Source organism: Chitinophaga sp. S165, assembly GCF_003182155.1.
Lineage (GTDB): Bacteria > Bacteroidota > Bacteroidia > Chitinophagales > Chitinophagaceae > Chitinophaga.
This window is the reverse complement of the sequence record NZ_QGTG01000001.1, coordinates 504,366-516,994: the sequence shown is the minus strand read 5'-3', so window position 1 is coordinate 516,994 and position 12,629 is coordinate 504,366. Positions and strand designations below refer to the sequence as shown.

Below are 12,629 nucleotides of genomic sequence, written 5' to 3'. Positions count from 1 at the left end.
ATTACAGCCAGCTTTACCCAGTCTATCATTAGAATTCTAAACAAGGAACATGGAAATTACACGAAAATTATTGCTATCAGTATCAGGCATACTGATCATGTCAGTGGAATGTTTATCGCAGAATATCTCTAACGGGGCACAAGATAGCCTGTCGCTCCCTAAACGTGCAGAGCGCAATGCTGCAAGCAGGCTTGCCATTGCACGTCCACTGAATATTGAATTCATCTATTCCGCTCCATACAATTTCACATCAGAACAAATAGGGAAAGCCTTGCCGGAAAGTAGGGTCACTAATTTCACACAGTTAAAAATGAGTGCCAACTATAACTTTATAAAGAGAAAAAACTGGTTAATGGGCGCCACAGCAGGATACAGGTACACTTCTGTTGGGGCGGATATAACACACCCCGGAGGAAGTATTAAAACTACGGATGGCGATTTTCATTACTTCTTTTCCGCTGTTAACTTCTCATATTTCTCTACGTTGTTCAATAAAAAGACGATCTATACATCAAGTCTACTAGTTGATGGTAGCGAGAAACATGTTGAGAGAGTAAAAGGAATGTTAACAGGTAATATTGTGCTAAAGGCGAATCAGCGTACGAAACTGACAGTTGGTTTACTCGTGAACATTGACCCTAGTTCACAGGCTCCTGTCATGCCAACTTTCTCCTACGAGCATAAGTTTAATAATGGCCTGATTGCAGATGTGATCTTTCCAAAGAGCATCTATTTAAGAAAGTACCTGATGGCTAACGGGAGATTATCCTTAGGTGCGGAGCTGGACAGAACGGGCTTCTATCTATATAACCTGGACAGTACGGACCAAAGATATGAGTACAGGCAACTAGACATTAATTCAGGTTTGATGTATGAACACATAATAGCCAATCATTTTGTACTCACGGCAAAGACAGGTATGAAGATGACCACTTCCGGCAGGATATTCAGGAAAGAAGATTCGTTTGGATCGCCGGTATATCAAACTACTCCAGACCCGACCTTTTATTTTAACATAGGCATCTCGTTCAATCCTTTTCTTTTTATGAGCTCAAAGAAATAGAGCCAATTCAATTGCTACGATCATGGTAAGAGTTTTTAAAACAGACGTACTATGTACCGAAAAGGTACAGGTCATTGTGAATGATCTGCTGCAAACAATTCCTGATCTCAGGGTTACATTTGACCTCGAAGATGAAGATAAGATCATGCGGGTGGAAGGGAAATTCTTTAAGGCAGAAGATGTTATTTTCTGCCTTAAAGAAAAAGGACATTGCTGTATCTATTTACCTTTTGACCTGTGTTTGAATGATTAATGATATCAGGCTGCAAGCATGCGTTACATCCGGTCGTGCTGTAATGACTTTCTGAAATTAACAGCGCTCAGTCCAAAAAATAATACACTGACCAGGATGAGGGGCATTAATACCGATAGCCAATTAATATTGTATGCCTGAGAGAAGTGTTCCATTTTAAATTGCTGCCAATCCTCGCCCGACACAGCGGATCCTTCAAAGATCTTCGGGTAAAAATGCAATCTCATTTTCTCATGAAATCCGGTAGTGCTGTCCAGAAAGCTCAACTGGTTACTTAGCCCTGCGCGGGCGATGGTGTTTAACATATGCTGCGTGTGCAATGTGGGAATGAAGCCGGCAATGAAAGTGCTTGTCTTTTCTCTTTGCCAGAGTTTATCCTGCATTGCATTTGCCTGCATCTGTGATTCATCATCTCCCATTTGCTGCATGGCATAATACCAGGGCCAGTTGAACTGCCCTTCGGGTAATATGTATCTGCGGAACTGCGGGTAGTGCGCATAGAATTTATCCATGGTCGGTTGCTTATCCATATCCCACTTTTCATGGTATCCTTCGCGCTGTGCTACCGCTGTAGCCATTGCTTCCGGAACGGGGTATTTATTGAGGATGTAATTGTTCACTGCTCCGGGAAGGATCACCGTGAGCATCATCCAGCTGCTTAAAAGAATGACGGCATTGGTGCTTGATCTCTTCTGGAGAGATATTACCCACAGGCAGATCGCGAACCAGCATAACAGGTATAAAACAGCAAGCGCAATCGTGGCTATGAAACTGCTATCAACAGGAATTGACAGGATCACAGCGGAAAGCAAGAGTAATACTGCCAGTGCGGCGAAAACGGCTATGGCACGTATCAACAGTTTCCGCAACAGGAGTTTGAACGGGTGGTTCCCCTGGGTCGAAACCAAAGGCCAGGTACCGTCTTCCTTTTCTTCAGACAGCAAGTTATAACTGAAGCCGATGATAAGCAATGGCAACAGGTAGATGAGCACAAAGCTAAAATCAAGATTGCCCGTCAGCAGGTTGAACGGATTGAACAAGTCAGTATCGTACTTCTGATTTTCCAGGTTGCGGATAGTGATGCTTTGGATGGACGAATTTACATCTCTCTGGCCTATGGATAAACCATTAAGCGGATGTGTTTCATTAACGAGACTGAAGCGCAGGTGATACAGCAGTAGTCCCATTTCTTTATTGAAATATTGCACGTTCCGTTGGATATGTTCCTGCTGGAAATGAGCGGTCTTCTCAATACTGGTCCGCTGTTTTTCTATATGTTGGCGGCCGATGTAGATGCTGATAATACCGGTAAACAAAACAACTGCCAGACCAATTACCGCCACCTTCGAACGGATAAAGCTCTTGAATAATAATGTCAGCATATACTAAATAGCTTTTAATTTTTTAGATAAGATGGAAACCGCTGTAATAAGCAATAACATCCAACAGAGTAATGCGAACAGGGAAAGTGTTTCGCTGGTGATCATTACAATCGGACGCTCGGTTTTATAACTGAAATCGGGGAATGATTTCCAATGTTCGCTGCTAATGCTATAAGGTTTGTCGTTATCTCCGGGTTTCTTATTGCTGATCAGTTTTATCTGCAGATCGTTCATGTGCTGCGCCAGCTGATAGCGATAGGCTTCCGCCTGCTGCTGGAACCGTGTATAGTTGTTGAAGCCAGTTCCACTGATGGACATTGAGAGATTTCGCAGGGCCATGAGTGGGTTTACAAAGGCTGATAACCGTGATACATCGTTCTGCTGCTGATATCTGTCCAGCAGGGCGAAGAGGTGCTGATTGTAAATAACGGCGCTTATCCGCTCGCCTTCCTTCATCTGGAAGCCGCTGTAATTGAATGGCAACTGCTCCACTGAACTGGCATTATATATTCTGAGGACCGAGTCTTTCAGTGCTTTATAATAAGGATCATCGGGATTATGACTATCTCCCTTTTGAATCAGTTCTTTCTCAATAGCTGTTTCAAATTCGATCCTGGAAGGCGATGCATAAAGAAAGTTTCCGGCGGCCTGCATGGTACGTGGCAGAATAATTGCCCACAGCAGCCATATACTTATCAACGAAACCAGCGCCAGTTTAGCGGTTCTGCTGTATGCGGAGATAAGCACTGCAACGATGCTGATAATTCCGAAATAGACGGCATAACATAACATGATCCAGGAGATCAGCAGCAGATCGTCTGCCGTAAATTGCTTTTGCGGAATGCTTACCCCTGCTGCGATCAAAAAGATGAGGACCAGCAGCAGCAATGACAATGCGATACCAAATAAGCCTATGATCTTACCTGTCATGATCTCTTTCCATGACACGCCTTGTCCTAATAAGATCTTCAAAGTGCCGTTCTCCCTGTCTGCCGCCACCGTATTGAACCCGATAAAGAAAATAACAAGGGGGACGAGTATCTGCAATATCATCGCCATACTGATCTCTCCGAAGCGGAGCATGCCGGTGCTAAAACCTGCTTCAGAAAAGTTGACGCTATTCTGGCGATGGGCTTCCAGGAAAACGGCATTGCCAACGTAACTTTCCATGCCAGGGTCAAAGATGCTCAAGGGACTTTTCGGACGGAAAACAATATATCCATAGTGTGCCATACGATGAGGATGTTTGTCGGGCATTTCTTCCCAATGCTCCCGCACCTCCTTTTGATATGATTGTCTGCTTTGGGTTTCCTGCAGATAAATTCCGGCACAGCTGTATGTTGCATAAATAAGCAGGATGGCTACGATACCCAACAACATAACAATTGCTTTGTTCCTGAAGGCATTCGAAACCAGCTGCTTTGCTAGTAGTAAAAGAACGTCTCTCCTCATTGGTCAAACAGTTTAAAATTTATAGGTTCCTGTTAATGTTACATTCCTGGGCGCTCCGGGAAACAGCCGCAGATAGTTCTGTGCGCCGAGCCAGTAAGTTTTGTTCATCACATTGTTGATGTTCAGCGCCAGCTGCATATTACTTTTACCGGGACTGTAATAGAAGGCCATATCGAGTAATGTATATGCAGGTACTTTAAATGCCCTTGTGAACCAGGGAACTTTATCACCGCTGTATTGCAGGCCCAGGCCAATACCGACGTCCTTCAGCATTGATCCTTCTGTGAAGTTGTAACGGGTCCAGATGTTGGCGCTATTGAAGGGCGTATTTTCTTTTCTAGTACCTTTTAATTCTGATTTGCTGTCTTCTATGATCTGTGCATCGATGTAACTATAAGCTGCGTTTATCTGCCAGTTGGGCAGGATAAATCCTGCGATCTCAATTTCAAAACCTCTGCTTCTGTCGGCCCCTCTTGTGACCAGCGAATCGGGATAAGCCGGGATATTAGCGTTCATCAATACATTCTCCTGGTTGATCTCATAAACAGCGGCGCTTACATTCAGACGGCCTTCCCATAATGCGGACTTCATACCCAGTTCCTTCAGGTTACTTCTCAGTGGTTTGAACAAGGCTGCTGACTTTGCAGTGTTGGAGAAGTTCCCTGTATTGGGCATGAGCGTTACGGTATTTGACTGTGGCTGAAAACCTTCCAGGTAAGTAGCGTATACGTTTGTTGCTTTAGTGACTGCGTAGGTGATACCTATTCTCGGCAACCAGGCGTCGTTACTGAAGGACAGTTCTCCAGGCGAGTCATAATTCGTAATGTCCCTGAACCATTCGCGGCGCAGGCTTAGTAACAGCGTGAGTTGTTTCCATTGCAGCTGTTCCTGTATATAAACAGCATTATCGGTAGTAAGAGCAGCGGGCAATGCGGTCCTTACATTCATCGTGTAATCGCCCGGACTGGTGATAGTATAAGAAGGATCGTCCAGGTCAAAGTGTTTAACATTGGGCCTGGGCATTGTTATTCCTCCGATCGTTATCAACTGGTAGGCGGCCGCATTTGCTTTGACATAGGTATTGGCGACAGTACCATCCTTCAGTAAAAAACCTCTCGCTGCATTCTGCCCGCCACCTTTCAGTTTTCGCCAGCTATGCAGGTCGTAACCTACCAGTAGTTTATGGTTGATGTTTCCGGTCTTTAAATCAAAGTTGAAATAGCTGCTAACATTATCGACGTTCCAGAATTGTTTGCGTTGTACATATTGCATTGCCGCCAGCGAGGTAATTGGATTATTGGCAGTGTCAACAGCGAAGCCATTGGTGGTACGATGCTCCTGGAGATCTTCGGTCCAGGTCTGCTTCATGTAGGAAGTATTGAAACTGATGTTGTCAGTAAACTTGTGGGACAGCGTTCCCATTACTATGAACTCCTTTGACTTAAAGAAATCATCCGGTGCAGCGAGGTTCAGGCTAATTGGTGTGCTGTGCAAGTCTGTAACACCGGCTACGGCGCCAAAGATGGGCTGTCCGCGGTCTAACTTTCCCGTCATGTTACTGAAGATCATTTCGACATTTACAGCGGTCCTCTCGTTCGGTATATAGGAAAATGAAGGCGAGACGAGCACCGATCTATTGCCAATGAGATCCCTGTAGCTGCCAGCTTCCTGGTAAGCACCGTTTATCCTGTATAGTAACGTTTTACTTTGGTTAAGCGGTCCTGTGAAGTCAAGCGTTCCTCTTATCGTACTGAAGCTTCCAGCGCTGATGCTTATGTCACGCCGGTTTACGGCCAGTGGTTTTTTCGTAACAAGGTTAATGCTTCCGCCCGGATCAATGCTGGAGAAAGTTGCACTGGCTGGCCCCTTAATAACTTCCACCCTTTCGATATTTGTTATTAACGGTTGCAGGAAATAATACTGGCGCGTACGCATGCCGTTGATGATCTGTCCTTCTTCATTCTGGCTGATGCCCCGGATAGCGTACTGGTTATAGTAACTGGAAGGTATGACACCGCTGGCCATCTTCACTGCATCGGCCAGTTGAAAGGCTTGTTTGTCGGCAATCAGTTCTTTGGTGACCGTTGATATAGCCTGCGGTATATCTTTATTTAAAGTCGCTGTTTTTGTAGCGCTGAAGGAGTAATCGCTGTAATATTTGTTAGCGATGCGGCCGGTGATCTCTACTTGTTGCAGCTGGCTTGTGCGTGTGACAAGCCCGGTATCAGCAGTCGCTTTTTCGCCGGGCGGTGCCTGTGCCTGCGTGGTGATACTGTAAAGGACAAGGGTTGGCCCTATCAATAAATACTTCATTTGATCTAGTTCTATAGGTTGGAATGGCGTCTTAAATGGTTTCCAGGTACAATTGCTGTAATTCGCCGGCGGTAATTTCGTTCGTATTTATTGTATGGACCAGGGAGCCTTGTTTCATGATCCCGATCTTCGTACCGACATTTACGGCATTGAAGATGTCGTGTGTAGCCATAAAGATGGCTTTCCCTTCTGCGGCGAATTCTTTGCAGATACGGGTGAATTCTGCGGTAGCTTTCGGATCGAGGCCGGATGTGGGTTCATCCATCAGGATGGCGTCTGCATTTTTGGCCAGCGCAATGGCGATACCGACTTTCTGCCGCATCCCTTTGGAGTAGGTAGCTAACCGGCCGGCGTGGGCGGTTGTTTGCAAGCCTGCTTTACTTAAGAATGCGCTCAGCTCACTGGCGGAATATCTGCAACCAGCTAAACGGCTAAAGAAGTCGAGGTTTTCTATGCCACTTAAGTTGCCGTACAGTTGTACGACTTCCGGAATATAGGCCACAAATTTCTTAGTGCCTGTATCGTTCGGTTTTACTTCGACGCCATTGATAGTAGCCTTTCCACTGGTAGCGTTTGTGAAGCCCAGGAATAAATTGATCGTCGTTGTTTTACCGGCGCCGTTCTGGCCTAGCAGACAAAAGATCTCTCCTTTGCTGACGGATAAGTTAAGATTGTTCAGCGCAATAGTACCATTGTACTGTTTGCTAAGCTGTTCAGCTTTGAGCACAGTCATACGAATATAATTTTGAATTATTATGAAATCAGGGATTGCCGGCGCATAGGAACAGCGCCAGTTTAAGATGTTCAGAAGTAAATTATCAGCATGTTACAGGAGGGCCGCGAAGGCAAAGCTCAGATGGATGGGCTGTGTTATATGGAACAACAATGTAAACAAGGATTACGGTTACGGCTCGTGTAACTGCGGGGCAAAATTGTGCGGCTGCTATATCTGCATCTCTTGTTAACTGGAAGTCGCAAATAGCGCAATGATGTGCCGCCTGGGTAACAATGGTGTATGACTTGTGCTGCGGTAAAGGGCGCTCAGTATGTTGATGGAATAGCTTTACACCATGAATTACCAGCATGAGGGCCAGTAATACAAGTGCGGTCACTTTCCTGATATTTCTTAAGACAGACACCTGCCAAAGATAGGGGCATTTTTTATATAATGCAACAATGTTGTAAATAAAATAGAGCGCCATCTGTCAGACAGACGACGCTCTTGTCAATTACAACACAAACACTAACGATTTAGATCAGTATGCTGTTCTGTTTACGAATTCTGATGCAAAGGAAGGAAGGATCGGGGGAATGATTGCGTGATGTATGTCACATTTGATTTCGTGACTGATGTGCGGATAGGGCTGCCGGTAATTAAAGCGTTGACCTTCTGGCTCGCAGTCCGGATGGAATCTCTGGCTGCAGTTATTTGAAGTTCCTTTCTATTTAGCCTTTGTATGCGGTTGGGCAGTTGGTTGTTCCATTAAACCCCTGGGATGGCGCTTCAGCGCCACCTGATAGATGCCTCTCAGGAGGGTCTTATATGACGTATCCCAGAAGCGTCTACGGAGGAGTGGTGGACTTGATCGGGAGTTGCCATTTGGGTATTTTCTGGTGTGGGAATTGGATAAAGTGATGTGTTGAGATGCGACCGGGCAATGAGCGGACTGCTTCAGGACCTTGCTGGAGCTGTTTTGTGGAGGGCTTCTATGTTCTAAGGTGTTGGCGGGTTAAGGATCACTCATCAAAATATAGCATTCAGGCGGGGATGGTTTATTCCCTTTTTATTGTATGTGGGATGGCCGATACGCTTGCAGGGTGTTCGGAGCGTATTGAGGGTAATATAATTCTATGCCGGTAGTTATGGCGATTTGTTGTTACGGGCATTTGTGGCGCCATTACGGCGATAATGTCTGCGGCCAGGTATTGCCTGTTGGCTGATGGTCCGTCTTTAAGCAGTCCCCTTACCTGTAATGTGATGATCAGTGTTCCTTTACCTGGTACGTCCAGGGCCACATCTGCACCGGAGAATGGTTCATGGGGATCTATCTCCATGATGGCAGTTTCCGTACCGGTGACGTGGTGGGTGTTGAAGTCGATACGGGTTGCGATGACTTTTACTTCCAGTGCGGTAAGATCTTTGTGTTGAGCCAGGGTTTGCGGGGGGATGTGCAAGATGCCATTCCGGAAGAGCCGGGGTGCGATGCTGAAGAAACGGTCTGTTCCCGCGTATTGGTTAAAGCGGAAGCCTGTAACTGCGGCGTGATCGCCAGCTGCTGTTATGAGCATCCTGTTCAGCCGGTTGATATGGCTGCTGTCGCAACGGATGTCCAGATCGTCATAAAAAGCGTTGCGGATAAGGGCCGCCTTTTTGCTGATCATACCGAAGCGCTTAGCTGCACGGCGGGTATTGGCCGTTTGTCTTACGATTTCAGGCATACTGCGCAGGAAGTATTTACCATTGCGCTGATACCCGATGAGATTACCGAGTTTACCGGTAAAGGTGATGATTGAACTTTGTTTTGCCATTAATGCTTATTTTGAGTACCCTAAAATTAACGAAATCTGCCGGTTGAGGGATTTAGCTAACAAGGGAGATTATGCACAATGGCGAGGCTGTAATGTGGATATTTTGGATGATCCACTTCGTCAAGCGGCCTTACGGGATAGCTCACTAATTCATATACATGTTAATATTTAATATTGTGTCCATTTAGAAGCTTGGCAAAATCTTCTCTGGCCCACTCTTGCTTCATTTGGACATTTCGCTTGGATATCTCTACTATCTCCCTCTTCATGTTTTCATCCCCAAAGGCAACAAGTACTTCTGCAATTTTAAGATAGGCGTAAGGGCTGCTTTCAATTTCGAGCCTGCTCAAGAGAGCTTTAACACAGGAATCATCCCTTAATGCTAATACTTTGTCAGCGTATAGGTTATACAATGGCGCATTGATATCCTTAATGTTTTTGTATATCATCTTCACCACCATGGTTCTATCATGGGCTATAAGCGTGTCGAGCATAACATCCATTAGATTTACCGGCTTTTTTTCGTAATTATCATAATCAACTATCTGATTGAGGTAGTATAGTTCAATATTCTGAATCGTCTTTTTCGTTACCTGAAATGCCTTTTGTGGCTGCTGTTTATAAAGCAGACTAAATACATCAGGCGATATCATCATTTCATTTTCCCATATTTCCCAGAGGAGGTCATTGTAAACCGGCGAATAATGTTTCCTAATCGCATTGAACACAAATGCTATGTGATGCTTGCGTATATTCGAATCAGTTATTTTCTTAAAAGGTTTTTCAAGCTGTCGATATGCGGTATCATCTTTAAAGCTTGCTATTGCGTTATACATCTCCGCTGACTCGGAATCCCAGGAGGCCTTTACCAGCACGTCGTGCAATGACTCCTGCAACAATGGTCTAAAGGCAGGATCGGGAAACTCACCAATTGCTTTGTATGTGTTAAAAAGCCCATTCCGTTGTTCGATCCTGCTGTTTTTTAGTATTAAGGGAATATCTTCCTTTCTTCTGAATTTGGCCAATGCTATTAAAGCCGATTGATTTCCATCTTTCAACATAAGCTCTTTAACTCTTCCATAGAAACGTGCCGTCAGTTTGCCTCTTTTTATTGCCCTTTCTTTTGCATATAATCTATTTGAGGTGTAAATCAGTACACTGTCCAGATATTCAGATTCTTCCAGGGTAAGCTTTTTTGAATCCAGATCATATGATTGCTGTGCAATATCAATAAAGATATCACCCACATCTTCCGTTCTTCCAATGCAACCAAATTGAGTACGAACCTGTATAGTATCATTCAGATGCCTGATTACTATCGGAAGCAGATTAGCGGTAGTATCATATGATAGGGCCCAGAAGGCATAACAGCGTACAACTCCATTAGGATGATCAGTGAGTTCCGTTAACTCAGCATTTGTCGCCTTATTTTTTAGTTCAATGAAATTGTCATATTCTTCCGGTCTGATACCACCCTCGCCAACCGCTCTACCAGCCAGTACGTTAAGGGTGGAAATTTTTGAAACTATTTCTTTCGTATGCGTGGAAATCTTTAAACTATTATATGAATATTCTCCAGAACAGGCTACTGAAAATACGAGAATAATTATTGCAATGGACCGTCTCATAAGTATAGGATGCTTGATATCAAATATAAATAATAACAGGCGTTATGAGCAGGGTGTCAGGTTATTTTAACAAATTATACTGTTTGTGATAATAGCGCAATAGCGACCCTCAATATCCTTCCCTGGACAAAAAATCATCCATGAGATTCAATACTGCATCAAAATTAGTTTCCAGCAACGTATGGGCTTCGTCGAGAATATGTACTTCTGCATCGGGTAAGTCGCTTTTGTAACATTGGGCTTCAACTACACAAAAAAATGGATCATACCTGCTCCATACAATCAAAGGCAGTGAGGAGTGGTACTAACTTTGTATATTCATCAGAAACTATAACATATGATCGTACAGGCATTGCAACAGGAATTCGAACATGAAGTAACCAGCACCAGGAAATTATTGCAGGCGGTACCTGCAAAGGATATTAACTTCAAACCTTCTCCTATTTGCTGGACGATGGGCGAACTGGCCCAGCATATTGCGACCATTTATTACTGGTATGTAGGTACGCTTACCCAGGATGTGTATGATATGGCTGCAGATCACCTGGAGCGCGGCGATCCCGCAGATATTCAGGCTACGCTTGCTTTGTTTGAAAAGAATGTTGAAAAGGCAAGAGCTGCGTTGCAAACAGTTACGGAAGAAAAATTACAGGCGCCATGGACGATGAAGGTTGGAGAGCATACCGTTCTGGGACCGATGCCGCGTGGGATCGTTTCGCGTGGTTTCCTGTTCAATCATATTTATCATCATCGGGGCGAAATGATGACCTATCTGCGTTCCACCGGCAATATTGTGCCAAGCATATACGGTCCTACATATGAGGATGATCTTGCCAGGAGAAATGCCGGCAATTAAATTGGCTGCATGTCCTGTTTTGCCCTTTGATTGTCTTGAATGCACTGCAAGTACGATGATATTGTTGTCGAAATTTGCATTGTAATCAAACAGATCAATATGAATAACCACCTTATCCCCCGTTTATTATTTGCAATTGCTGTGACAGTCCTCGCATCCTGTCAGTCACGTCCGGAGAATACCCAGAACGCATCCGCTACATCAAAAGATACTACTGTGAGTCGACATACCCAGCTCACTGATAGCGGCTATGCAGACGTAAATGGATTAAAAATGTACTATGAGGTGTATGGCCAGGGTAAGCCGCTTGTATTGCTGCACGGTTCTTTTATGACTATCCCTATGAACTGGTCGAACATCATACCGTTGTTTGCCAAAGACCGTAAAGTGATCGTAGCGGAAATGCAGGGACACGGCCGTACGAGAGATATTCCACGGGCTTTGAGTTATGAAGGTATGGCCGACGATGTATCCGGTTTGCTTAAGCATCTTAAAATTGACAGTGCAGATGTATTGGGATATAGTATGGGAGGAGGCGTTGCCTTTCAAATGGCAATACGTCATCCTGAACAGGTACGCAGGCTTGTGGTGTTATCGGGCACCTATAAGCATGATGGATGGTGGCCGGAAGTCGAAGCCAGTTTTGGTACGATGACAGCAGACATGTTCAAGGGTTCTCCGATAGAAAAACAATATGATAGTCTTGGGAATGATCCGGCGCATTTCCCTGAATTTGTGAAGAAGGTATTAAGTATAGATGATCAATCCTATGACTGGTCAAAGGAGGCAAAAAGCATACAGGCGCCGATATTCATGGCCATAGGCGATGCTGACGGTGTGAGATATGAGCATGCGCTGGAACTATTCCGGGCAAAAGGTGGCGGAAAGATGGGAGATCTGCATGGGTTGCCGAAGTCAAGGCTGGCAATCCTTCCCGGTACTACTCATATAGGGATGATGCTGCGGACGAATTGGCTGATACCGATGGTAACAGATTTCCTGGATGCAGATCTGAATGCGCCTCCGCCGATGTTTTAAAGATGTTTGTAAAAATGGGTATTCCGGCAACCGGGATACCCGTTTTTATTAAAGTGACAATTCACTATTTTGAATAACGAAGTGCAACGTGTCTTGTTTTGCCCTCCTTTGCATG

General features: G+C 44.7%; 10 protein-coding genes. 4 read left to right on the top strand and 6 right to left on the bottom strand.

The window, feature by feature from the left end; all coding sequences use genetic code 11:
- Positions 1 to 49 precede the first annotated feature (49 nt).
- Together C7475_RS01945 and C7475_RS01940 are read left to right on the top strand one after the other, a co-directional pair.
- Positions 50 to 1,063 carry a hypothetical protein gene (locus C7475_RS01945; RefSeq protein WP_110050487.1) on the top strand — a complete coding sequence of 338 codons (1,014 nt, stop codon included), beginning with the start codon at positions 50 to 52 and terminating at the stop codon, positions 1,061 to 1,063.
- A 22-nt stretch (positions 1,064 to 1,085) separates the two neighbouring features.
- On the top strand, positions 1,086 to 1,316 hold the full coding sequence (locus C7475_RS01940) for a hypothetical protein (protein ID WP_110050484.1): 231 nt from the start codon (positions 1,086 to 1,088) through the stop codon (positions 1,314 to 1,316).
- A 23-nt stretch (positions 1,317 to 1,339) separates the two neighbouring features.
- Here the strand turns inward: C7475_RS01940 and C7475_RS01935 are convergent, their stop codons facing one another.
- The 6 genes from C7475_RS01935 to C7475_RS01905 form a co-directional block, all read right to left on the bottom strand.
- Positions 1,340 to 2,698 carry a DUF3526 domain-containing protein gene (locus C7475_RS01935; RefSeq protein WP_110050481.1) on the bottom strand — a complete coding sequence of 453 codons (1,359 nt, stop codon included), beginning with the start codon at positions 2,696 to 2,698 and terminating at the stop codon, positions 1,340 to 1,342.
- A gap of 3 nt (positions 2,699 to 2,701) precedes the next feature.
- Positions 2,702 to 4,150 (bottom strand): DUF3526 domain-containing protein, encoded by a 1,449-nt coding sequence (locus C7475_RS01930; RefSeq protein WP_110050479.1) that lies wholly within the window; start codon positions 4,148 to 4,150, stop codon positions 2,702 to 2,704.
- A 12-nt stretch (positions 4,151 to 4,162) separates the two neighbouring features.
- Positions 4,163 to 6,463 (bottom strand): TonB-dependent siderophore receptor, encoded by a 2,301-nt coding sequence (locus tag C7475_RS01925; RefSeq protein ID WP_110050476.1) that lies wholly within the window; start codon positions 6,461 to 6,463, stop codon positions 4,163 to 4,165.
- 31 nt (positions 6,464 to 6,494) lie between these two features.
- Entirely contained in the window at positions 6,495 to 7,196 is a 702-nt protein-coding gene (locus C7475_RS01920) for an ABC transporter ATP-binding protein (protein ID WP_110050474.1), read from the bottom strand.
- 1,040 nt (positions 7,197 to 8,236) lie between these two features.
- Complete coding sequence (locus C7475_RS01915; RefSeq protein ID WP_110050471.1) at positions 8,237 to 8,992, bottom strand: hypothetical protein; 756 nt, start codon at positions 8,990 to 8,992, stop codon at positions 8,237 to 8,239.
- A gap of 161 nt (positions 8,993 to 9,153) precedes the next feature.
- Entirely contained in the window at positions 9,154 to 10,620 is a 1,467-nt protein-coding gene (locus C7475_RS01905) for a hypothetical protein (protein ID WP_110050466.1), read from the bottom strand.
- Positions 10,621 to 10,957: 337 nt separating this feature from the next.
- Here C7475_RS01905 and C7475_RS01900 point away from each other — a divergent pair, with 337 nt between their 5' ends.
- Positions 10,958 to 11,476 carry a DinB family protein gene (locus C7475_RS01900; RefSeq protein WP_110050464.1) on the top strand — a complete coding sequence of 173 codons (519 nt, stop codon included), beginning with the start codon at positions 10,958 to 10,960 and terminating at the stop codon, positions 11,474 to 11,476.
- 99 nt (positions 11,477 to 11,575) lie between these two features.
- Positions 11,576 to 12,514 carry an alpha/beta fold hydrolase gene (locus tag C7475_RS01895; protein WP_110050461.1) on the top strand — a complete coding sequence of 313 codons (939 nt, stop codon included), beginning with the start codon at positions 11,576 to 11,578 and terminating at the stop codon, positions 12,512 to 12,514.
- Positions 12,515 to 12,629 lie beyond the last annotated feature (115 nt).